This window comes from Amycolatopsis stemonae, assembly GCF_054781455.1.
Genome location: NZ_BAAGUJ010000003.1, coordinates 25,673 through 47,813, shown reverse-complemented (window position 1 = coordinate 47,813; position 22,141 = coordinate 25,673). Strand labels below are relative to the sequence as shown.

The window sequence follows — 22,141 nt, the reverse complement described above, 5'->3', positions numbered from 1 at the left end:
GGAGGTCCCATGCCCGCTCCAGTCAACGACGCCACGCTCACCCAGCCGCTGCACCGAGCCGCCGGGACCGGCGGCGCGACCGTCGAAATCCGCAACGTCTACAAGTCGTTCGGCTCGTTCGACATCCTGCGCGGGCTGAACCTGAGCTTCGCCGACAACGCGATCACCACGGTGCTCGGCCCGTCCGGCACCGGGAAAAGCGTGCTGCTCAAGCACATCGTCGGCCTGCTCGAGCCGGACTCCGGCGAGGTGCGCGTGTTCGGCGACGACATCTGGCAGGCCGGCGAGGACCACCGCTACGAGCTACGCAAGCGCTTCGGCGTGCTGTTCCAGGACGGCGCGCTGTTCGGGTCGATGGACGTCTTCGACAACGTGGCCTTCCCGCTGCGCAAGCACACCGACCTGCCCGAGTCGGAGATCACCGAGATCGTGATGAACCGGTTGAGCGAGGTCGGCCTCGAGGCCGCGAAGAACAAGGAGCCCGGCTCGATCTCCGGCGGTATGCGCAAGCGCGCCGGCTTCGCTCGGGCGCTGGTGATGAACCCCGAGGTCGTCCTGTTCGACGAGCCCGACTCCGGGCTCGACCCGGTGCGCACCAGCCTGCTCAACGACCTGATCCTGCAGATGCACGCCGAGCACGGCGGCACCTACGTGCTGGTCACCCACGACATCCGGACCGCGCGCAAGGTCAGCGACTACGTCGGCCTGATCTGGAAGGGACGGTTGATCCACTACGGGCCGACCGAAGAGGCCTTCGCCTCCGACGACCCGTTCGTGCGCCAGTTCCTCGCCGGGGACTCGGCCGGGCCGCTGGGGATGGACTGACCATGCTGCGCAGGAGGATCTTCGCGTTCGGCGGCCTCGTGGTCGTCGCGGCCGCGGTCGCGCTCGGCTACACGTGGTGGTCGCGCGACACCGTCGGCGGCTACCAGGTCCGGCTCGTCATGCCGTCCGCGGCCGGGCTCGTCGGCGGCGCGCCCGTGCGGGCCAACGGTACCGACGTCGGCCAGATCCAGTCGATCGAAGCCAAGGACAACCAAGCCGTGATCACGGTGTCGATCGACGCCGCCCACGCCCCGCTGCACACGGGCACCACCGCCACCGTCGAGACGCGTTCGGTGCTGGGGGAGCGCAACATCGAGATCAAGCCGGGCCCTTCGGTCAACCCCGAGATCCCGGCCGGCGGTCTCGTCGAAGCCCGGCCGCAGGTGAACGTCGAAGACGTCCTCGAGGTCCTCGACCCGCAGACGCGGTCCCATGTGGACGGTGTGGTCAAGCAGCTGGACCAGACGCTCAAGGACCGCCAGCCAGACCTCAACGCGACGATCAAGACCGCCGGGCCGACCGTGCAGGCGCTCGGCGAGGTCCTCGGCGCCATCGGCCACGACGGCCCGGCGATCCACGAGCTGGTCGGAAAGCTCAACGACATGACGACGGTCCTGGCCAACCGGCAGGACAAGCTCCGGAACACCGTCGGCAACCTCGCGACCCTGGCCGACAAAGCCGCGGGCCAGCAGGAAGAACTCGCGAACGCCCTCGGCGCGTTGCCCGGCACGCTCCAGGACGCCAAGGCAGGCCTGGACAAGATGCCCGCGGCCACCGACGCCACGAAGCCGCTGCTCGACGACCTCCGCCCAGCCGCGGACAAGCTGCCCTCGGTCGCGGGGAACCTCGGCCCGCTGCTGCAGGACCTGCGGCCCACCATTGCCGACCTGCGGCCGACCCTGGACGCGGCGAGCACGCTGCTGAACTACACGCCGGGCCTGCTGGACGGCGTCCACAACACCGCGCCCGGTCTCAACTCCGCCGTGCAGGGGCTCGCCCCGACGCTGCGCTATCTACGTCCGTACACGCCGGAACTGGCCGGGTTCCTCGCCAACTGGGGCTCGGTGTTCGCCGACTACGACTCCACCGGCCACTACATCAACGGCCTGGTCGTCGCCTCGCCGACGAGCGTGAACGGGCTCCCGGTGCACAGCCTGCCCGGGTTCACCCGGCAGATCGCGCCGAAGCCGGGCGAGGCCGGCGGGCAGCCGTGGGCCGACGCGAACGGGGAGGGCATGCGATGAAGAAGCTGCGCATTGCCGTGACGGTGGTCGTCGTGGCCGCGGTCGCCACGGCCGGAGTGCTGGTTTGGCAAGGGAAGAAGGACGACGGCAAGGCCACCGTGGTCGCGTTGTTCGCCGACGCCTCGCCGCTGATCCCCGGCAACACCGTCAACCTGCGCGGGATGCAGATCGGCACGATCACCGGCATCGCGCTCGACCACGGGCAGGCCCGGGTCGAGATGGCCGTCGACCGCGGCGTGCTGCCGCTGCACCAAGACGCCCGCGCGACCGTCCGCCCGGTCAGCCTCCTCGGCGAGCGGTATGTCGAGCTCGACCCCGGCACGGCCGCGGCGCCGGAACTGCCCGCCGGGGAGGCGATCGCCGTCGACCACACCAGCGCGTCGGTGGACCTCGACCAGGTCCTCAACTCCCTCGACGACCCCACGTCGACCGCCCTCGCGGCGCTCGTCACGACGCTCGGCGAGGGTACCGGCGGCCGCGCGGGCGACATCGACGCCGCACTCAAGGCCCTCCAGCCCGCGATGACCCAGACTGGCGAGCTGAGCAGGATCCTCCAGGAGCAAAACGGCGTCCTGACCCAGTTGCTCGACCGCGTCCAGCCGGTGGCCGGGGCGCTCGCCGCGAACGGCGGGAAGAACCTCGACCAGCTCGTGGAGTCCTTCAGCCGCACGCTGACGACGATCTCGTCGAACCGCGAAGCCCTGCAGGCCACGCTCACCGAGCTGCCCGGCTTTCTCTCCAACGCCCGCCGGGCAGTCCAGCAGCTGGCCGGGGTAGCCCAGCAAGCGACGCCGATGCTCGCCGACGTCCGCCCGACGACGGACAACCTGACCCAGATCAGCCAGGAGCTGAAGTCCTTCGCCGACACCGCCGATCCCGCGCTGGCCGCGGCCCGCCCGGTGCTCGACCACGCGAAGACGCTCCTCGACCAGGCCGCGCCGCTGGTCAAGGCGCTGCAGCCACAGCTAGCCGACCTTCACAAGGCGTCCGTGGCTTCAATCCCGCTTGGCCGCGACCTCGCGGACAACATGGACGGCCTGCTGGCGACCATCACCGGCTGGGGCCTGGCCTGCACCGGCTACGACTCGGTGTCCCACTACTTCCGCGGCATGCTGGTCGCCACTCCGAAGCCGCTGCTGCAGACCGTCCAGGCCGAAGCGCTCGGCTCTCCCGGCGGCGGCAAGAGCGCGCCTGAACAGGCCCCCGCCGTCCCCGACCCCGGCAACGCCACCGGGCTCACCGTCGACCAGGAGAAGTCGTTGATCGGACAGCTGCTTGGCGGGGGGTCGTGATGGCTCGCGTCTCCCGCGCCCAAGGCTGGTCGTTCTACCTCGGCCTCGTCATCCTCGCCCTCGCCGGCGTCGTGACCTACGTGTCGCTGACGGCGGACCAGGGCCTGCCCGGTTCGTCCCGGACCGAGGTGAAGGCGGCGTTCGACGACGTCGGCAGCCTCACCGCGGGCGCCGACGTCCGCCGCAACTCCGTGCGCATCGGCCGGGTCGCCTCGGTCGATCTCGTCGACGGGCGCCCCCAGGTCACCATGGAGCTGGACGGCACCCAGGCGGTCTACCGCAACGCCCGCGCGGCGATCTGGGACCAGTCGGCGCTGAGCCAGAAGTTCGTCGAGCTGCTGCCCGGCGACGCGTCCCAGCCCACGCTCGGCGACGGCGTCATCCCGCCGTCGGCGACCGAAGGCTCCGCGGACATCTCGCGGCTGTTCGACGTCTTCGACCAGCCCACCCGCGACGCCACCACGAGTGCGGTGCGGCAGCTCGGCACCGGCATGGCCGGGCACAGCCAGGACCTGCACGATCTGCTCGGCGCGCTGCCGGACCTGCTCGGAGACACCGGTGTCGTCAGCTCGGCGGTCTCGTCCCGCGAAGCCGACCTACCCGCGCTGCTGGCCAGCGCCGACCGCCTGGCCGGTCGCTTCGAAGGGCGCCAGAAGGATGTCGAGTCGCTGGTCAGCCAGCTTGACCAGACGCTGCAGGCGATCAACGTCGACGACGGCAAGCCCCTGGCGGACACCCTCAAGGCTGCTCCGGACCTCCTGAAGCACGGGACCGCGGCCGCCGCTTCCCTGACGCAGCCGCTGGCCGACGCGCGCGCCGCCGTCACGGACCTGCGGACCGGTGCAAAGTCCCTCGGTAACGCGATTCCCGACGTTCGCGGGGTACTGAGGGAAGCACCGGTGCAGCTGCAGAAGGTTCCCGGCTTCGCCAGCCAGGCGACCCCGGCCGTCGACAGCCTGACGCAGACGTTTGCCGACCTCCGGCCCCTGGTCGCCCGCCTCGGCGACGGCCTGCCCGCGCTGACGTCGCTGCTGCAGACGCTCGCGCCGTACGCGCCCGAGATCGGCGACTTCGCCTACCACGGTGGGCTCGTCTTCGCCGGGCACGCGGGCGACCGCCACTACATGCGCGTCGAACTCGTCCTGCCGGGCCTGGCCGGGCTGACCGCGGGCGTGACGCCGCTGAACGCGCTGACGCCGGTGGCCCGCAACCCGTACCCGGCCCCGGGCCAGGCCACGCAGGACCGCGCCCAGGGCCCGGGCCTGCTCGGTGGGAGGAACTGACATGCGCAGGCTGAAGAAGATCCCACCCGTGTGGCAGGGCCTGGCGTTCGTGGTGCTGCTCGTACTCGCCATCGCGCTGCTGTTCGGCAAGCAGTCGATCGTCACCGCGCTGCGGCCGGGCGACGAGATCGCCGTCCAGTTCGCCCGCGACTACAAGCTCCAGGCCGACGACAGCGAGGTCAAGGTGGCCGGAGTGCCGGTCGGGACGGTCTCGGACATCGACCGGTCCCACCCCGGCTCGGTCACCGTCACGGTCAAGGTCGACTCTGCCACCCTCGAGAAGCTCGGCACCGAGCCGAGCGCGGCCATCCGGCCGACCACGATCCTCGGCGGCCGCTACTTCGTCGAGCTGATCCCGGGCGGCGCGCACGGCACGTTCGACGGCGGCAGCATCCCCGCCCAGCGCACGTCGACCCCGGTCGAGCTGGACGAGGTGCTCTCCGCCGTGCAACCCCGGGCGCAGCAAGGCCTCCGCGGCAGCGTCGGCGAACTCGACCAGACCCTCAGTGCCGGAGGCAAGGACGCGATCCGCAATCTCGTCCACGACGCCCCGGGCGCCCTGGCCCCGACCGGCGACGTCCTGAACGCGGCTCTCGGCACGCGGCCGGGAACCGACCTGCAGAGCCTGGTCAGCGACGTCGACACGATCGCCAACGACCTCACCCACGACGACGGCCAGCTCGAGTCCATCGTGGACAACGCCGACACGACGGCGTCCGTGCTGGCCAAGCGGAGCGACCCGCTGGCGCGCACGGTCCACGAGCTGCCCTCGACGCTCAGCTCCCTGCGTTCGGGACTGACGGCGCTCGGCGGCAGCCTCGACCGCCTGACCACGACCGCCCCGCAGCTGCGGCCGGCGATCCAGCAGGCCGGACCGCTGCTCACCAAGCTCGACCCGGTCCTCGCCCAGGCCCGGCCGCTGCTGGCCGACCTGCGCCCGCTCCTGCACGACGCCCGGCCGCTCGTCGACCAGCTCGTGCCCACCAGCCAGCAGACCACCGCCGTGCTGAACGACGTCGACGGCGCCCCGCTGGAGCGGCTCAAGGGCCCGGTCGTCGACAAGCTCAACGAGAAGTGGGTCGGCACCGGCTCCTACCGCGGCGGCGGCAACGACGGCTACACGCTCGGCCAGGAGGTCGCGCACATGATCACCAACCTCGACATGGACGGCATGCGCACCAACGCCAACGGCACCACCCTCGGCATCCAGGCCGGGTTCGGGCCCGGCTCCGTGTGGGGCCTGCCCGGCGGCCTCGACGACCTGGCGGCCGCGCTCGGTGAGCTGGGAGGTGCGCCGAAGTGAACCCCCGCAAGACGTGGCAGCGCGTCCGCACCGTCCCCGGCCTCGGCCGCGACGTCCTCGCGACGACGCTCGTCATCGCACTCGGCGTCGTGTCGGGCGCGATCATCCTGTCCCACCTGAACATCCATGCGCCCTGGTCGGACCGCTACGAGTTCGCGGCCGACTTCGACTCCGCGCCGGCGATCAGCCCCGGCAACAACCAGGAGGTCCGGATCGCGGGCGTGCGGGTCGGGGAGATCACCGCCGCCGAGGTCACCTCGGACGGGCACGCGCGGGTCACGATGGCGATCGACCCAGGCCACACCGTCTACGACAACGCCCAGCTCGTGCTGCGCCCGAAGAACCCGCTGAACGAGATGTACATCGAGGTGAACCCCGGCGGGCCGCCCGGGAAGCCGCTGCCCGAGGACGGCGTCGTCCCCCTTGCCCAGACCAAGCGGCCGGTGCAGCCGGACGAGGTGTTCGACCACCTCGATGACCGCAGCCGGAACGCGCTCACCACGCTGCTGTCCGAATCGGACATCGCGTTGGCGAACGCGCCGCAGACGCTGCCCGGCGGCCTGCAGGCCAGCGACGACACCCTGCTGAAGCTCAAGCCGGTCGTCGACGCCCTGCGCACCCGCCAGGACACGATCAAGCAGCTCGTCACCGCGTTCAGCCAGATCGCCACCTCGGTCGGCGGCAACGACGCGCGGCTGTCCCAGCTCGCCGACTCCACGCAGCAGACGCTGTCCACTTTGGCCGGGCGCCAGGACGACCTCAGCAAGTCCCTCGCCGACCTCCCCGGGTTCGCCGGCGACCTGAAGTCCGCGATGGACGGCGTCGGCACACTGACCACCCAGCTGAACCCGACGCTCGACAACCTGTCCGCCGCGTCGAAGGACCTCCCGCCGGCCCTGCAGCGGATGTCCGACACCGTCGACCAGCTCGGCCAGACCGTGCGGTCCGCGGGGCCGGTGGTCAACCAGGCGCGGCCCGTCGTGGCGGACCTGCGGCCGCTGGTCGACGACCTGCACGGCGCGATGGACGCGCTCAAACCGACGACCGCCCGGCTCGACGACATGACCCGCAAGGTCGTCGCCGCGCTCGACGGCGGCATCCAGGGCTTCGTCTACAACACCAACTCCGTGTTCTCCGTCCGCGACAACACCGGCACGTTCCCGCGCGGCAACTTCGGCGTGCAGGTGGACACCCTCGGCACCGGCTACGTGCCGGACCAGGTGCCGGACTGGGCGAAGAACCGGCCTGAGCGTGGGGGAAACTGATGAACCTCAAATCCCGCCCCGCCGTGCTGCGGTTGAGCCTGGTGCTCGCCTTCGTGCTGGCCTGTGTGGTGTTCCTCGGCTTCCTGCTCGCGCAGTCCGGGGCGAACGTGCCGCTGCTGGGGAAGTCCGCCGGCTACCGGGTGTCCGTCCGGGTGTCCGATGTGGACAACCTGGTTTCCTTTTCCGACGTCCAGCTCGCGGGCCTCAACTGCGGCAAGGTCGCCGGGATCGAGCGCGAAGGCGACAAGGTCCGGCTCGACCTCGACCTGGACGACGCCGCCGCGCCGCTGCACCAGGGCGTCACCGTGCAGGTCAGCGAGAAGTCCCTGGCCGGGCAGTCCTATGTCAAGCTCGTCGACGGCTCCGGGCCCGAGTTGCCCGGCGGCACCGTGCTGGCCGACAGTGCGGCGAAGCCGAGCGTCCAGCTGCACGACGTCCTCGCGAGCCTCGACCAGCCGACCCGGGACGCCCTGGGCTCGACGCTGCGGTCCCTCGGCCAGGCCACGAACGGCAGTGCCGACGACATCGGCCGCGGCATGACCGGCCTGGCCAAGCTCGGCCGGGACGGCCACACCGCGCTGGACGCGCTGTCGGCGCAGTCCACCGACCTGCGGGCCCTCATGGCGCAGTCCACGACGTTGCTCAACGCGCTGGACACCGGCCAGGGCCAGATCGCCGACCTGGTCACCGACGCCAACCGCCTCACGACGGCGACGGCGGGCCAGCGGCAGGCGGTCGAGGCGGCGCTGCGGCAGCTGCCCGGCGTCGTCGGCAGCACGCAGACCGCGGCGGACAAGTTCACCGCGCTGTCCGGCTCGCTGGCCCCGGTAGCCGCCGACCTCAAGGCGGCCGCACCGGCGCTGAACACGGCGTTGAACCAGCTTCCACAGTCCACAAAGGACCTCCGCGCGCTGCTGCCGTCGCTGGGCACCACGCTGGACCGCTCACCCGCGACCCTGCAACGGATCCCGGTGGCGGGCCAGGACCTGCGGGCGCTCGCGCCGACGCTGGGGGAGACCCTGCGCGACGTCAACCCGATGCTGCGTTACCTGCAGCCGTTCGGGAAGGACATCACCGCGTTCTTCGCCGGCTTCAACTCGGTGTGGGCGTACAAGGCCGAGGACGGGCTGACGGTGCTGCGGCTCGCCGCGGTGAACATCACCAGCCAGATCCTCAAGACCGGCCTGCCGCTGCCCGCCGACGTCGGCCCGCTGATCAAGAGCAACCCGTACCCGCTGCCCGGCATGTCGGGCACGCCGACGCTCTACACCGGCCCGTACCCGCACGTCGAAAGGGATCCGCAATGAGGCGCCTCCCCAGCCGGCGGCAGCTCGGCGCGTCCGTCCTGATCGCCGTCGTCGCGGTGGCCGTCGGTGCCGGCCTGCTGCGGGTGCGGCTGGACACCAGCACCGAGTCGTTCCTGCCGCACGACGACCCCGCCGTCACGGCGATCCAGGACAAGGCCCGCGCCTTCGGCGGCGACCCGATCGTCACGGTCGTCGAGTCGAAGCTGCCGACCAAGCTGCTCACCGACTCGAACCAGCTGCCGAAACTCCTGGAACTGGAAGGGAAACTTGCCAAGCTGCCCGACGTCGCTTCGGTGTACGGCCCGGCCTCGGTACTGAACCAGATCGCGGCCTCGGCGCAGAACCTCCTGGCCCAGATCGCCGGTCGCCGCGATGCGCTGCGCAACGAAGCCGAGCAGAGTGCCAAGGCGGCCGGGAAGTCCGGGACCAGGGTGACCGAAGCCGGGCAGGCCGCGGTCCGCGACTTCGACCTGCGCTACGGAACGCTGCTGGTCCAGGGCCTGCCCGCCGGGCTGCCGACGCTGAGGAACCCGGCGTTCGTCAACAACGTCGTGTTCGACGACCAGCAGAACCCGCGTCCGCAGTGGCAGTTCGTGGTGCCCAACTCGTCGGCGGTCGCCGTGCTCGTCCGGCCGCGCGAAGGTCTCGACCAGGAAGGCACCCAGCGGCTCGTCTCCGCTGTGCGCACCGCGGTCGACGCGGCCGGGCTGGACAGCCGCCAGCAGACGGTCACCGGCGCACCGGTGCTCACCGCGAGCCTCGCCGACGGCGTCCGCGGCGAACTGCCGCTGCTGGCCGGGCTCGCGATCTTCGTCTGCGGCCTGTGCCTCGGCTGGGTGCGCTGGCTCGGCGGCCGGGTCAAGCGCCTGTGGCCGCTGCTGGTGGCGCTGACCGGGACCGCGGCCGTGCTGTCCGGGTTCGGCTGGCTCGGCAAACCGCTGTCCCTCGGCGTCCTGGCCTTCCTGCCGATCCTGCTCGGCCTCGGTTGCGGTTATCCGCTCTACCTGGCGCAACGGCCGGCGAGCCGGCGTCGGATCGTCGTCACCGGGCTCTCCAGCGCCGCGGCCGCCGCCGCGCTGGCGTTGTCGCCACTGCCGTTCGTCACGCAGCTCGGGATCGCGCTGTCCGCGGGGATCGTGCTGACCCTGCTACTGGCGCTGCTCGTGCACCCGAAGGTCAGCGTCGCGCAGCCGGAGACGCGCTGGACGCCGCCGACGTTGCCGCGGCGATACCGCGTCGGCGCGCTCATCGCCGGTCTCGCGGTCGCCGGGCTCGGACTCGCCGCGCTGCCGGGCATGAACGTCGAGGCCCAGCCCGAAAAGCTCGCCCAGGGGCTGCCCGCGGTCGACGATGCGCAGTACGTCGAGGCGCTGCTGGGCTCGTCCAGCGAGATCGGCTTCGTCGTGCACGGCGACGTCCGGACGCCCGCCGCGCTCGCCTGGCTCGGCCAGGTCCAGCAGAAGCTGATCACGGCGCACGGCGACCAGGTCCGCCCGGTCCTGACGCTGCCCGACCTGCTGGCCTTCCTCGGCAGGCAGCCGACGGCCGACCAGATCAAGGCCGCGCTGCAGATCCTCCCGCAGTACCTGACGTCCGCGGTGATCCGCCCGGACGGCAGCGAGTCCGTGCTGATCTTCGGCTCGAAGCTCGACGACGTCGCCCAGCAGGCGAAGCTCGTCGACGCCCTCAAGACCGACCTGCCTCCGGCCCCGGCGGGCCTGAGCATCGAGCCTGCTGGACTGCCGCTGGCCGCCGTACGCGGCTACGAGCTGGTGTCGGCCGATCGCTACCTGGCGAACCTGGCCGGGGTGGCCGCCGCCGGGCTGATCCTGCTCATCGGCCTGCGCCGCCGGGCCGACGCCGGCCGCGCGGTGCTCGCGGCGGTCCTGTCCACGGGCTGGGGACTCGCCGCGCTGTGGGTGGCGGGCGGCACGCTCAACCCGCTGACGGTCGCGCTCGGCTCGCTCGCCACCGTGACCGCGTGCGAGTTCACCGTGGTCCTCGCCGATGCCTGGCGCGAGCGACGGCCGTGGCTGCGCCGCGCGGTCGGCGTCACGGCTTTGCTTGCCGCACTCGGCTATTCGGTGCTGCTGGTGTCTCAAATCGCGCTGCTTAGGCAGTTCGGGCTGCTCTTGGCCACCACGACGGCGTTGTCGCTGCTTTCGGCGATCGTCGTGGTGACCACCCTGGCGCCGAAGCCGCGTGCCCTGCTCGTGCCGAGCCCGCGCCCGCGGGTCCGGCCCAGCCCCCGACCGCGCGAAACCGCGGAGGTGACCGCATGAAGATCCCGTTCCCCCGGTGGAAGATCCGCCCCAGCCTGGTGCCCGCGCACCCGAAGGTCCAGCTGTTCAGCGGGGCCCTCGTGGCGGTGGTGCTGGCCGGCTCGGCGACCCAGATCGTCTACGACCGGGTCACCGCGCTGCCCGACGACGCCGTCCTGCGCGTGGCCGGAAAGGTCGTCTCGCAGCAGGACTATCAGCAGCGGGTGCACCTGCTCACGGCGCTTTACGGCGTCCAGGCGCCGCCCGACGGCAGCAAGGCGGACGAGTTCGCCCGAGCCAGCGCCAAAGCGATCGCCGTGTCGATGGTGCTCGATGCGGCCTCCGCGCAGAAGGGCGTCGTCGTCGCGGACAAGACCGCGAACGACCAGCTGACCAAGATCATCCAGGAGGATTTCCCGCTCGGCCGGGACGCGTTCGTCCAGAAGCTCGGCCAGAACGGCGTGTCGGAAGGCGACGTCCTCGCCGAGGTCAAGCGCCAGATCGCGAACCAGCAGCTGTACGAGCAGGTCACCGACGGCGTCGCCGCACCGACCGATGCCGAGGTCGATCAGGCATATGCGGCCCGCAAGGCCCAGCTCGTCCAGCCCGAGACCAGGCACCTGCGCAACATCGTCGTCGCCACCGAGGCCGAGGCTTCGGACGCCGCGCAGCAGCTGAAGTCCGGAAAGGACTTCGCCCAGCTGGCCGGTGCCATTTCACTGGACGGCAAGACGAAGACCGCGGGTGGCGACCTCGGCACGCTGGCCGCGAGCCAGTTGCAGCAGGCCTACGCGAAGGCCGCGTTCGCCGCGCCGGCCAACAGCGTGTTCGGCCCGGTCCAGACGGAGAACGGCTGGAACGTCGGCCAGGTCGCAGCTGTCACCCCGCAGAAGCAGCTGTCGCTGGCCGAAGCGCGCGACCAGCTGAAGAACACCCTGCTCGACGAGCGGCGGCTGAAGGTCTGGAACGACTGGCTCGGCGGCCAGATGAAGGCCGACGAGATCGCCTACGCGGAGAAGTACCTGCCGCCGAACCCGGACACCCCGGACGCGGCGGTGCGGCCGTGACCGTGGTGCTGCTGCTCGCCGGGGCTGTCGTGCTCGCGGCCGTGGGTGTCGTGGGCTCGGTCAACCTCGACGCGCTCAGCAGCGACGGCGAACGCTTCCACCGCCGCGACGTGCTGAGACGCGGCTGCCTCACCTGTTACGTCGTCGCCGCGTTCTTCGCGGTCGGCGGGATCGTCCGGATGTTCTGAGAGGAAGTCCGTGAGCCTGCTGGTCGTCGTGGTCGCGATCGTCGCCACCGGAACGGGCAGCAGTTGGCCGACCGCCGCGGTGCTCACGGTGATGCTGGTGATCCTCGTCCCCAGCGTCGTGGTCGACGTGCTCGTCTTCGTCGGCCCGAAGACGAAGTCGGAAGGAGAAACAGATGATCGTCCTGGTTCTGGTCGTCCTCTCGCTGGGGAGCCTGGTGACGGGCTACCTGACGGACGAGATGGTGCTCGTCGAGGTGTCGTTCGGCCTGAGCGTGCTCGGCGCGGCGCTCCTCGTCGTCGACGCGATCCGCAAGCGCCGGGCGAAGAAGAAGGAAGCCACCGTCATCGACGAGCCGGTTGAAGACGCCCCGGCACTGGTGGTCGTCGTGCCCGGTCGTCGCCGTTACCACGAGCCGGACTGCGAGTCGGTGGGTGAAGCCGACGTGGAGGAGCTGACCGCCGAGGAAGCCGCCGACGAGGGCTTCAGCCCGTGCTCGCGCTGCCACCCGACCGAGGACCAGGAGGAAGAAGAGCTGGTGAGCGCGCAGGGCTAGGAGTTTCCGGTACCGGGTGGTTCCGTGGTGTGTGCGGCCGCCACCTTCGCCGGGACACGGACCCGACCCGCACACCCCGGGTCCGTGTCCCGGCGCCCGAGCATCGGGGAAGACGATGACGTTTCTGGACGGGGTCCGCGTCCTGGACCTCACCGACGAGCGCGGCCTGATGGCCGGGCGGATCCTCGCCGACCTGGGTGCCGACGTCGTACAGGTCGAGCCACCAAGCGGCAGTTCCGCACGGCAGCGCCTGCCCCGTCCGGCCGGCGAGCCCGCGACCTCCTACGAGTGGGAGGCGTACGCGGCGAACAAGCGCGGCGTTCTCGTCAACCCCGACACCCCGGCGGGACAGCGGCGGATCCGCGACCTCGCCGCCGCGGCCGACGTGCTGATCGAGAACGACGGCCCAGCCGTCCAAAGCCCGCGAGGCCTGGACTACGAGGACCTGCGACGGGCCAATCCGCGGCTGGTGTACGTCTCGATCACGCCGTTCGGACGCACCGGGCCGAAAGCCGGCTACGCCGCCTCGGACCTCACGCTCTGGGCCGCCGGCGGACCGCTGGACGAACACCGCGACGGCGGCCGGCCCCCGCTGCGCATCTCCATCCCGCAGGCGTGGCGGCACGCCGCGGCCGACGCCGCCGCGGGTGCCCAGCTGGCGCTGTTGGCCCGTGGCCGAGGGCAACTCGTGGACGTCTCGGTGCAGGCGAGCCTGGGCGCCGCCACCCTGGGGCACGTCCTGGCGCACGCCGTCGGTGACCACCCGCGTGGCCCGGACGCCGGCGCCACGCTGATCGACCAGTCCGGCAGCGGGGCGGCCACTGACCCCGCCCTGAAGAAGTGGCGCTGCCGGGACGGCCTCGTCGAGTTCCACCTGGGGATCGGTTCGGCGGCGGGTGCGTTCACCGGCAACTTCGTGCGGTGGATGGCCACCGAAGGTGTGCCGCTCGGCCGGTTCGCCGACGTCGACTTCCGCACCCTGCCGAAGGCGATCGCCGCCGGTGAGTTCACCGACGAGGACACCCGTGAGCTGCGTGCCCTGATTGCGGAATTCTTCTCCGGACGCACGAAAGCCGAGGTCCTCGCGGCCGCCGTGAAGCACAAGCTGCTGTGTGTCCCGATCTTCGACACGACCGACGTTCGGACGAGCGGACAGCTGGCCCACCGGCAGTTCTTCACGGAAGTGGGAGACCGGCTTCTGCCGGGACCCTTCGCCCGCGTCACCGGCGCTCCCGGACCGGCCGTGCGCCGCCCGGCCCCACGGCTTGGCGAGCACACCGAAGAAGTCCTCGCCGAATGGCAGCCCATCGGGTCCACAGTGGATGGTCCGGCCCGGCTTCCGCTACGGGGCCTGAAGGTGCTCGACTTCAGCTGGGTCGTCGCCGGACCGGTCATCGGCCGGGCACTGGCGGACTTCGGCGCGACGGTGGTCCGCGTCGAGTCGTCGACCAAGGTCGAGACGGCGCGGTACATGCAGCCGTTCATCGGCGGCAAGCCCTCGCGGGAGGGTTCCGCGCTGTACGGCACGTGGAACGCCGGGAAGCTCGGTGTCACCGTGGACCTGAAGTCCGGGGAGGGCCAGGCGGTGGCCCGCGACCTGGCGGCCTGGGCCGACGTGGTCATCGAGTCGTTCTCACCGGGCTTGATGGCGCGCTGGGGCCTCGACTACGCGAAGCTGGCGGCCGGGCACCCGGACCTGGTCATGGTGAGCACGTCGATCAACGGTCAGACCGGTCCGCTGGCCCAGCTCGCCGGCTTCGGCAACATCGGCGCGGCCCTCTCGGGTTTCCAGGCCATCGCCGGCTGGCCCGACCGGGAGATGTTCGGTCCGTTCGGCCCGTACACGGACTACGTGGCACCGCGGTTCTCGCTGTGCACCCTGCTCGGTGCGCTGGAGTACCGCAGACGGACCGGAGCCGGATGCCACATCGACGTCGCACAGGTCGAGAGCGGGGTGTGGTTCCAGGCACCGGAGATCGCCGACAACGCCGACAACGGCAGAGTCGTACGGCGGCTCGGCAATGCCGACCGCGAGTTCGCCCCGCACGGCGTGTACCCGACCGCGGATCCCGGCCGGTACGTCGCGGTCGCGGTCACCACCGACGAGCAGTGGCACGCCCTGGCCGCCGTGCTGGGCTACGAGGACTCGCTCGAGACCGCGGCGGAACGGCGGGCATGTTCCCGCGAGCTGGACGTCGCCGTCGCCGCTTGGACTCGCCGGCGGACGGCTGAAGATACCGAAGCGGCACTGCAGGCAGTCGGCGTTCCCGCGCACGTCTCATCGTCCAGCAAGGACTTCTGCGAAGATCCGCAGCTGCGCCACCGCGGCCACCTGGTGACCCTGCCGCACCCGCGGCACGGACGGACGGTCGTCGAAGGACCCCGCTACCTGCTGTCGGCCACCCCCGGAGTGGTGACCACGGCCGCGCCGATGTTCGGCCAGGACAACCGCCAGGTGCTGGCCGAACTGCTCGGCTACGACGAAGGGACGATCGACCGGTTGACCGATTCCGGCGTTCTTACGTGACTCTGCCACGCACGACAGACGAATAGAGGCTGTAGCCGTTGGTCGATGTCGAGGGAGTCGAGCCAGGCGGGGCGAATTGGGCGATGGTGGTGCGGCCGTCTTCGGGGGCGACCCAGGTTCCGTGCTAGCACCTCGACTGTGACGATGAGGGTGATCGGCCAGACTCCGGCGCCGAGCTGGGGGCCTAGGCCTGGCGTCCACCCTGGTGGTTGCGAGCTGGCGGGTAACCAGGTGTGGAGGACGTTGGCGGCGATCGAGGTGACCGAGCCGAATGCGAAACCCAGCCAACTGACCGCGGTGCCGCCCGCGCGGGCGCCAGTCTTCGGCGAGGTCGGCCGCGAGTCCAGTTGTGCTCCGTCGGGAGCGGTGACCTGGGCGTGAGGCGGTGGTGTCGCCAGGGCCTGGGGTGGGCTGGCGGTTGGCGACGAGGTTCGCTGGGCTGGTTGTCGCGGGCTGGCGCTCGACGGCCGATCGCCAGCCCGGCTGGCGGGCTGGCGGTCGCCAGGTGGGCTGGAGATCTGGCGATCGCCGGGTACCGCACGGGTGCTGGCGTGGCCCTGGCGGTGGATCGGGCTGGCGGTTGCTGCGACTTCTTCCTTGATCCTCTCCAGTGCCGTTCGGACGGCGTGTTCGAGGTGTGAGCGGACCAGCGCCACGGCATCGACCTCGGCTGCCGCGGTCATGATGTCGCCGGCGAGCATGGAGCTGACGAACCCGGCATCGACGACCCCGTGGCCGTCGGCCAGCGTGAGCTTGATCGTGTTGACGGCGTCTTGGACGACCTCTTTCGGCAGTCCGGTAGCCACAGTCGGCGTGCGCTGACTGGGACGCCTCATCCCGTATCGTTCGGCCTGCTCGAGCTGGTGGCGAACCCGTCGGACGGCGTCGACGGGATCGGAGGTTGTCGTCTTGCCTCCGGTCGCGACGGGACCGCTGACCAGGTAGCGCTCGAGTTCTGCTCGCCAACGAACCTCGTCGTCGACTGGCAACAGCGCTCGAGGTTCCCGCACAGGCAATGCGAAGTCTCCGTCGTCGCCTAGCTGGTGGCCGACTGCGGCCAGCGGGTGTGGTTCGCCGACCAGTATCGCGAGCGCTGTCGCGAGTTCCTCCATCGTCGGGGTGACGTAGGTGAGCGTGTTGCCGCTCCGTTTGCCGCCGGGCGCATGGCCGGCATATGCCGTTGCCGTCGCGTAGCCGAAGTTGCGCTCGGCCCAGGTCAATGTCGTGTATCGGAGCCAGTGCGCGGAGACGCCCAGTCGGTCGGCCCAGTCCACGTGTCGGCGGAGTCGCTGCCAGCGTCCCTGGTAGTAGTTGTTCCCTATGGGGCGGCCACCGGCGTACCTGAAGATCAGGTCGTCGGGTTCGCCGAAGCGGTTGCGGATGTCGAAGTGTTCGATCAAGGCGGCCAGCAGCGTGGGCGACACGGGTTGCTCCCTCGCCCGGCCCTTCTCGCGCAGCCAGATGGTGCAATCCTCCTCGTTCAGGTCGCGGCGACGAAGGGAGAGGACGCCGCTGCGCCGACAGGCTGTCTCGGTGTGCTGGCGCAGGACCAGCGTGTCCAATGCAGGGTCGGGTCCGGTGGTCCCAGCGGCCTGATTGATTCCGTCAGCTGTGCGACGGTCAGTGCGCGTCGGCGGGGCTGGGCTGAACTGGATCGGCGCAGCTTGGCTGCGGGGTTGCGGTTGGGGCGGACGTACTCGTCGTCGACAGCGTGGCGGTAGAGGCACGACGAGGTGGTCCCCTCGACTGTCATCCTGCTCGTCGGGTAGTAGTGGGCATCGTGACCGAGCGGAGCGACGGACCACGCCTCGAGGCCGCTGATGCCGGATCGATCGGGGCTCGCGCGGCAGCGCACGACACGGCTGGACCGGCGACGGAGGCGATGTCGCAGGAGCTGCCCAGCGGACTGACTGGCTCACTGCACACCCAGCTGGTCGTGCTCCGGGGTCCATCCGGCGCCGGCAAGACCACGGTCGCTACCGCTGTGCGCGCCCGCCTCGGCCGCGGCGTCGCGCTGGTCCAGCAGGACGTCCTACGGCGCGTTGTCCTTCGCGAGCACGACGTCCCCGGCGGGCTGAACATCGCGCTCATCGCGACGGTCTGCCGATTCAGCCTCGACGCCGGCTACCACGTCGTCCTCGAAGGCATCCTCACCGCAGCCCGGTACGGGCCGATGCTGCGCCAGCTCGCCGCGGACCACCAGGGCCGCACCAGCTTCTTCTACCTCGACGTGCCCTTCGCCGAGACCGTGCGCCGCCACGCCACCCGCCCCCAAGCCGGCGAATTCACTCCTGCGGACATGCGCGGCTGGTACGCGGCGAGCGGGCGCCTCGACATACCCGGCGAGCAGGTCATCGCCGCCACCTCGTCAGCCGAGGACTCGGTGGGCCGGATCATGGTGCACCTGGCCGGCGGCGAGCGGGGCGCGTGCGGCACCTGACCGGTATCGCCCTCGGCCTGCACTGGTGCAGTGCTTCATGTGGGCGGGCAAGCCGACACCGGGCCGGGTTCCTGGCCGCCCTCGCGCGATCATGCCGGCCGACGTGTTGATCATCGTTTTGATCGGGCCGGCGCCGCACTGCCGCGACCGGTGATCGTTCTCGCCACGCGGAACGGCGTCCCTGCTCCCCGGCTTTCCGCCACTCCCACCGCCCGACGGCCAGCCCGTGTCACGGAGGCGGGCCCGGTCATCGAGGGGGAGGTAACGACCGGGCCCGCGCGCAGAACATACCCAGGTCCACGCCCAAAAATGCCTCGTCTTCGGAACTTCCTCCACCTGGACGCAGAACAGCGTCACGGTTCTGCGGCGGGTAGACCGCACGCCACACGAACTGTCTGATCAGGAACTGCACAACAGCGGGCTAGCGCCGATGCTCTCCGACCGAGGGATCGCACACCTCGATCACGATCGGTGCGTCGCCGCCCGCGTCCTGGAGCCGCCATACCCGCGCACGCGCGCCGGCCTCCGGCACCTGAGCCTGGAAAAGCATCGGCGATCGCGACGTCGCGCGCTCCCACGTCGCGCACATCGGTCCCTTCGCGGTGTCGACGATGAGCGTGAAGCTGTCGACACCGCCATCCTCGATGGTCGAGACCGTGCGAGCGGAGACGGTACCGTCGAGCAACTCCACTCGACCGTTCGCTTCCGCCCAGCGAGAGCGGGCGCGCAGGCGCTCGGCGCTCCGGGCGACGGCGGCGAAATACGCGATCCACAGCACGACAACGAGGGCCGTGAACACGAGGGTGAACAGGAGAGAGAACCACCAGCCGGGGGACGGCTCCGTCCACAGCAGGACGATCGCCCCGACGCCCACGGCCGCAGCAAGGACGAGGAGCGTCACCACGACGACGCGGCTGATCGTTCGCAGAGGGCCACGGACCGGCAACTCGACGGGCGGCACCGGATCCGGCCAGCGGTCGACGAGTACCACGACCTGCCCGGCAGACACGGTGGTCGATTCGGCCATGGCGTGAGTCTACGGCCAGTACCTGGACAACAACTCCACCAGCCAATACAACATGGCAAGCAGCCCGTCCCCACACCCCCGATGACGAGAGCAACCTGCCGGCAAATGAAGCGCACATTGACCCTGACCGCCGCACTGTGCCTGATGTTCGCACTGATGTCCGGCGTCGAGAAAAGTCCGAGACCGGGCTGGACGGCCTGGACGAGCAACTGGTGGCGTAGCTGACCAAACGGCTGCCGGAGTCCGCGCTTCGAGCCGAAGATCGTGGCCAAGCGGCAGAAACGCCTGGGCGGGGTGGACGCGATCCACGTGAAGATCCGTGATGGGCAGGTGGCCAACCGGCCGATCTACGTCGCGTTGGCGGTGACCCGTGAGGGCCGCCTCGACATCCTCGGGTTGTGGGTCGGGGACGGCGGCGAGGGGGCCAAGTACTGGCTGAACGTACTTACCGAGCTGAAGAACCGCGGTGTCACCGACGTGCTGATGGTCGTCTGCGACAGGCTGGCCGGGCTGCCGGACGCGATCACCGCGGTCTGGTCGCAGACGATCACCCAGACCTGCATCGTGCACTTGCTGCGCAACAGCTTCCGTTATGCCGGCCGTCAGCATGGGGACGCGATCGCCAAGGCACTCAAGCCGGTCTGCACCGCGGCCACGGAGGCCGCCGGTATCCGGCGATCGTGCGGTTGTGGGACAACGCGTGGGGGAGTTCGTGCCGTTCCTGGCCTTCGCCCCGGAGATCCGGCGCGTGATATCCGCTCGACCAACGCGCTCGAGAGCGTCCACGCCCGTATCCGCCGCGCGGTGAAGGCCCGGGGGGACTTCCCGAACGAACCGCGCCACGTGCGACCCGTCGGCGGGGCTTTGTCGGAGGGCCGGGCGGGCATGAAGATTTGGTTGATCACCAGGATGTCCCGAGGGTTCGGCTTGGAGATCGCGTGGCAGGCCCTGGACGCGGGCGACACGGTGGTGGCGACTGCGTGCGAGGGTGGTCGATGACACGCCGGCTACTGATGCGCAGGAGGATCGTGGACGATGCGGGGTGCTCGTCGATCCTCGAGGACGCGGTCGTGGCGGGCTATCGCCACCAGGGCCGGTGGCGTTGGGCCGCGACCACGCCTGCCGGCTCGACGAGCTCGGCGAGCCGCGGCGTGATGTGCTTGATGTGCTCGTGAACCCAGAGCGCGCAGGCGAGGTCGTGGACCGAGGCACCATGGGTCTGGAGGGGGTCGGCGAACTCGGGTGGGGCGAGCATGGGCACGTCGCCGTGATCGGTGCGGTCCAGGCGGGAGGCCAGGTGGTCGTACCAGGCGGCGAGCTGGCCCGCCTGTTCGCCGAGCATCCGGCGGAACGGGTCCGGGGCAACGTGGGGGTTGGGCAGGCCGGCCAGGGAGTGCGCGGTCAGCCGGGCCCGGAGCGTCCCCATGACCAGCCGCCACAAGTCGGGCTTGGGCACGTGCTTGGTGCCCTGTTCGCTGAGGAATCCGCGGAGCGCGTCGTCGAGCCGGGCGCCGGCTGCGGTCGCCGCGGCTGGAGCGGGCGGGTCGCGGCGCAGGCCCAGTGCCCAGTTCGCGGCTGCGGCCAGGTACACCCCACCTGTGCGGAAGGCGTCGGCGAGGTCGTCGGCGACCACGGCTCCGGCGCCGCGGGGCCAGAACAGCGTGCCCACCACGAGGCTGACCGCACAGCCGATCGCGACGTCTTCGATCCGTACGACCCCGATTTGCCACCCGGCGGGGGCGAGCAGGTTGAACAGCACCGATACCGTCAAGGTGAAGGCTGCCTGGCCGACGGTGAAAGGCAGCGCACCCGGTGCGTAGGCGGCGACCAGCACCGCGACCGGGAGGGCGATCCACAGCGCGGGCGCGCTGGTGCCGATGACCAGCAACAGCAGCGCGCCGATGACGACACCCAGTGCGGTCCCCGCCAAGGCGCGCAGGGCAGTCGACCCGGTCGCTGCCGCGTTGCCGCGCAGGACCGACAACGTCCCGAGCACCACCCAGAACCCGTGCTCGACGCCGCTCACCCCGGCGACGACCACCGCGGCGGTCAACGCCGCGGCACCGCGGAGGCTGTTGACGAACCAGACGGACCGGATGCTGGCCTGAGGGGACGCGACCCGCGTCAATGAGGCCAAAGAGAGGCCGCCGGGCCGGATGACGCGCGTCCGGCCTGGTGTCGCGGCGAGTGCCTCCACGATCGCGGTGCCGACGGCGAAGGCCGTGGTGCGGGCGTGGAAGGACAGGTGCACCGCGTCGGCGTAGCGCGGATCGTCGGAGCTCAGGTCGCGGAGCCATTCCACGCTCCGCTGGACGCTCCGTTCGAGTTCCTCCGGATCGGGCGTGGCCGGTTCACCGGAGAGCAACCGGTCGACCGTTCGCAGGCCGGCGGCGGCGTCGGCCAGGAGTTTGCGCTCGACCTCGGGCGCCCCGCTGAGGTCCGGGTACTCGTGCAGGGCGTCGGCGATGACCGAACCGCACCACTCGAGCAACCCGACCAGGCTGTTGAGGGCCTGGTCGGCGGTGGCCAGGCCGGTGGGGCGGTAAGGCGTCGCGGTGAACTCGTCGATCAGGCGGTGTTTGGCCTCGATGGCCGCCTCACGCGCCGTGCTCACGCCGGGGTCACCGCGCAGGGCCGCGTCGAGGTAGCCGGCCATGGTGCCGGCGGCGCGGGCCGTCGCGTCGCGAAGGGCCGTGGCTGGGGACCGTGGGGACAGCAGCAGGACGGCGGCCGTGCCCACCACCGACGCCAGCCACCATCCGCCGAGGCGGGCGGGCACCATGCTCATCGTGCCGGGTGAGGCGGCCGGGAGAACGTAGGCGAGCAGGGCGGCGGTGCCGCCCGAGGCCGCGTTGGGGCCCGCGACGCCGCCGAAGAGCACCAGGAAGGTGACGATCAGCGTCACCACGGCCGCCAGCGGCAGTGACGCACTGGCGGCGGTGCCGACGACCAGCAAAACGCTGCCGGTGACGGCGAGCCCGAAGTGGGCTCGCAGCTTGGCCGCCCGGTCGCCGCCGAACGATGCCAGGACCAGCGTGGCGAACCCGCCGAACGCGGCGAACGTGGCCACCTGCAGGTCGCCGAGCACCTTGATGCTGAACGCGAACAGTGCGGGCACCACGAGGGTGGCGCGGACCGCGCGCAGAGCGGCGGGCGTGGACCACTGTGGAACCCAGTCCCTGGGCCGTGCCAGGCGGGTCTTCAGCGCGGGGAAGTCGATCGCCACCGGCAGAGCATAGACCGGGCCGGCACCGCGGAACTGCTCGTTCTCCGCAGGTCGGAGGTCCGGGCAGCCGCAGCCGTTGAGCGCGCGCAGCGCGTCCGGATGCCGCACGTTCTTGGTGATGACGGTGAGCTCGATGGCGGGGTGGCGCGTTGGGCGTGGCGGCCGACGTCGTCCGGTGCGGCGGCGGCCAGGCGCGGCAGGCTCGTTTCATCGACGGGTGTCCTCGTCGATGAGGACGAGGTGTCCGACGCCGAGCCGAGCGAGAAGCGATATCGGTCCGATCGACTGAATCCGTGCTTGCAATGTGCGTCGGCACCACAACGGGGCGACTG

17 protein-coding genes are annotated in these 22,141 nt (G+C 70.9%); 14 read left to right on the top strand and 3 right to left on the bottom strand.

Annotated features, from left to right (window positions below; genetic code table 11):
* Positions 1-9 precede the first annotated feature (9 nt).
* The 12 genes from ACYVLJ_RS12020 to ACYVLJ_RS11965 all read left to right on the top strand — a co-directional run bounded on the left by ACYVLJ_RS12020 (position 10) and on the right by ACYVLJ_RS11965 (position 15,116).
* Positions 10-825, top strand: a complete 816-nt coding sequence (locus tag ACYVLJ_RS12020; RefSeq protein ID WP_460438671.1) for an ABC transporter ATP-binding protein — start codon at positions 10-12, stop codon at positions 823-825.
* A 2-nt stretch (positions 826-827) separates the two neighbouring features.
* Entirely contained in the window at positions 828-2,069 is a 1,242-nt protein-coding gene (locus ACYVLJ_RS12015; RefSeq protein WP_460438670.1) for an MlaD family protein, read from the top strand.
* Complete coding sequence (locus ACYVLJ_RS12010) at positions 2,066-3,361, top strand: MlaD family protein (RefSeq protein ID WP_460438669.1); 1,296 nt, start codon at positions 2,066-2,068, stop codon at positions 3,359-3,361. Before ACYVLJ_RS12015 ends, ACYVLJ_RS12010 begins: the two co-directional genes overlap by 4 nt.
* Positions 3,361-4,644: an MlaD family protein gene (locus ACYVLJ_RS12005; protein WP_460438668.1), complete on the top strand. Its 1,284-nt coding sequence runs from the start codon at positions 3,361-3,363 to the stop codon at positions 4,642-4,644. The genes ACYVLJ_RS12010 and ACYVLJ_RS12005 overlap by 1 nt, the downstream gene beginning before the upstream one ends.
* Before the next feature lies 1 nt (position 4,645).
* Entirely contained in the window at positions 4,646-5,947 is a 1,302-nt protein-coding gene (locus tag ACYVLJ_RS12000; protein WP_460438667.1) for an Mce/MlaD family protein, read from the top strand.
* Positions 5,944-7,212, top strand: a complete 1,269-nt coding sequence (locus tag ACYVLJ_RS11995) for an MlaD family protein (RefSeq protein WP_460438666.1) — start codon at positions 5,944-5,946, stop codon at positions 7,210-7,212. The genes ACYVLJ_RS12000 and ACYVLJ_RS11995 overlap by 4 nt, the downstream gene beginning before the upstream one ends.
* On the top strand, positions 7,212-8,519 hold the full coding sequence (locus ACYVLJ_RS11990; RefSeq protein ID WP_460438665.1) for an MlaD family protein: 1,308 nt from the start codon (positions 7,212-7,214) through the stop codon (positions 8,517-8,519). Before ACYVLJ_RS11995 ends, ACYVLJ_RS11990 begins: the two co-directional genes overlap by 1 nt.
* Positions 8,516-10,801 (top strand): RND transporter family protein, encoded by a 2,286-nt coding sequence (locus ACYVLJ_RS11985; RefSeq protein WP_460438664.1) that lies wholly within the window; start codon positions 8,516-8,518, stop codon positions 10,799-10,801. The genes ACYVLJ_RS11990 and ACYVLJ_RS11985 overlap by 4 nt, the downstream gene beginning before the upstream one ends.
* Positions 10,798-11,847, top strand: a complete 1,050-nt coding sequence (locus ACYVLJ_RS11980; RefSeq protein WP_460438663.1) for a peptidylprolyl isomerase — start codon at positions 10,798-10,800, stop codon at positions 11,845-11,847. The genes ACYVLJ_RS11985 and ACYVLJ_RS11980 overlap by 4 nt, the downstream gene beginning before the upstream one ends.
* A complete protein-coding gene (locus tag ACYVLJ_RS11975) occupies positions 11,844-12,035 on the top strand; it encodes a hypothetical protein (protein WP_460438662.1) in 192 nt (63 codons plus the stop codon). Before ACYVLJ_RS11980 ends, ACYVLJ_RS11975 begins: the two co-directional genes overlap by 4 nt.
* 173 nt (positions 12,036-12,208) lie before the next feature.
* Complete coding sequence (locus ACYVLJ_RS11970; RefSeq protein ID WP_460438661.1) at positions 12,209-12,589, top strand: hypothetical protein; 381 nt, start codon at positions 12,209-12,211, stop codon at positions 12,587-12,589.
* 115 nt (positions 12,590-12,704) lie between these two features.
* On the top strand, positions 12,705-15,116 hold the full coding sequence (locus tag ACYVLJ_RS11965) for a CaiB/BaiF CoA-transferase family protein (protein ID WP_460438660.1): 2,412 nt from the start codon (positions 12,705-12,707) through the stop codon (positions 15,114-15,116).
* Here ACYVLJ_RS11965 and ACYVLJ_RS11960 read toward each other — a convergent pair.
* Positions 15,065-17,068: a tyrosine-type recombinase/integrase gene (locus ACYVLJ_RS11960; RefSeq protein WP_460438659.1), complete on the bottom strand. Its 2,004-nt coding sequence runs from the start codon at positions 17,066-17,068 to the stop codon at positions 15,065-15,067. The genes ACYVLJ_RS11965 and ACYVLJ_RS11960 overlap by 52 nt on opposite strands.
* On the opposite strand from ACYVLJ_RS11960, the gene ACYVLJ_RS11955 reads away from it, so the two are divergent.
* A complete protein-coding gene (locus ACYVLJ_RS11955) occupies positions 16,999-17,556 on the top strand; it encodes a kinase (RefSeq protein ID WP_460438658.1) in 558 nt (185 codons plus the stop codon). The two genes, ACYVLJ_RS11960 and ACYVLJ_RS11955, sit on opposite strands and share 70 nt — an antisense overlap.
* A 421-nt stretch (positions 17,557-17,977) precedes the next feature.
* Here the strand turns inward: ACYVLJ_RS11955 and ACYVLJ_RS11950 are convergent, their stop codons facing one another.
* Positions 17,978-18,583 carry a hypothetical protein gene (locus ACYVLJ_RS11950; protein ID WP_460438657.1) on the bottom strand — a complete coding sequence of 202 codons (606 nt, stop codon included), beginning with the start codon at positions 18,581-18,583 and terminating at the stop codon, positions 17,978-17,980.
* Positions 18,584-18,847: 264 nt separating this feature from the next.
* Between ACYVLJ_RS11950 and ACYVLJ_RS11945 the strand changes: the two genes are divergently transcribed.
* On the top strand, positions 18,848-19,582 hold the full coding sequence (locus ACYVLJ_RS11945; RefSeq protein ID WP_460438656.1) for a transposase: 735 nt from the start codon (positions 18,848-18,850) through the stop codon (positions 19,580-19,582).
* Positions 19,583-19,661: 79 nt separating this feature from the next.
* On the opposite strand, the gene ACYVLJ_RS11940 is transcribed toward ACYVLJ_RS11945, so the two are convergent.
* Complete coding sequence (locus ACYVLJ_RS11940) at positions 19,662-21,917, bottom strand: FUSC family protein (RefSeq protein WP_460438655.1); 2,256 nt, start codon at positions 21,915-21,917, stop codon at positions 19,662-19,664.
* Positions 21,918-22,141 lie beyond the last annotated feature (224 nt).

What these genes read in the sequence shown, in the direction of transcription:
- ACYVLJ_RS12020 (WP_460438671.1), top strand. Translation starts at nt 10, where the DNA reads ATGCCCGCTCCAGTCAACGACGCCACGCTCACCCAGCCGCTGCACCGA.
- ACYVLJ_RS12015 (WP_460438670.1), top strand. Translation starts at nt 828, where the DNA reads ATGCTGCGCAGGAGGATCTTCGCGTTCGGCGGCCTCGTGGTCGTCGCG.
- ACYVLJ_RS12010 (WP_460438669.1), top strand. Translation starts at nt 2,066, where the DNA reads ATGAAGAAGCTGCGCATTGCCGTGACGGTGGTCGTCGTGGCCGCGGTC.
- ACYVLJ_RS12005 (WP_460438668.1), top strand. Translation starts at nt 3,361, where the DNA reads ATGGCTCGCGTCTCCCGCGCCCAAGGCTGGTCGTTCTACCTCGGCCTC.
- ACYVLJ_RS12000 (WP_460438667.1), top strand. Translation starts at nt 4,646, where the DNA reads ATGCGCAGGCTGAAGAAGATCCCACCCGTGTGGCAGGGCCTGGCGTTC.
- ACYVLJ_RS11990 (WP_460438665.1), top strand. Translation starts at nt 7,212, where the DNA reads ATGAACCTCAAATCCCGCCCCGCCGTGCTGCGGTTGAGCCTGGTGCTC.
- ACYVLJ_RS11985 (WP_460438664.1), top strand. Translation starts at nt 8,516, where the DNA reads ATGAGGCGCCTCCCCAGCCGGCGGCAGCTCGGCGCGTCCGTCCTGATC.
- ACYVLJ_RS11980 (WP_460438663.1), top strand. Translation starts at nt 10,798, where the DNA reads ATGAAGATCCCGTTCCCCCGGTGGAAGATCCGCCCCAGCCTGGTGCCC.
- ACYVLJ_RS11970 (WP_460438661.1), top strand. Translation starts at nt 12,209, where the DNA reads ATGATCGTCCTGGTTCTGGTCGTCCTCTCGCTGGGGAGCCTGGTGACG.
- ACYVLJ_RS11965 (WP_460438660.1), top strand. Translation starts at nt 12,705, where the DNA reads ATGACGTTTCTGGACGGGGTCCGCGTCCTGGACCTCACCGACGAGCGC.
- ACYVLJ_RS11955 (WP_460438658.1), top strand. Translation starts at nt 16,999, where the DNA reads ATGTCGCAGGAGCTGCCCAGCGGACTGACTGGCTCACTGCACACCCAG.
- ACYVLJ_RS11960 (WP_460438659.1), bottom strand. Translation starts at nt 17,068, where the DNA reads ATGGACCCCGGAGCACGACCAGCTGGGTGTGCAGTGAGCCAGTCAGTC.
- ACYVLJ_RS11950 (WP_460438657.1), bottom strand. Translation starts at nt 18,583, where the DNA reads ATGGCCGAATCGACCACCGTGTCTGCCGGGCAGGTCGTGGTACTCGTC.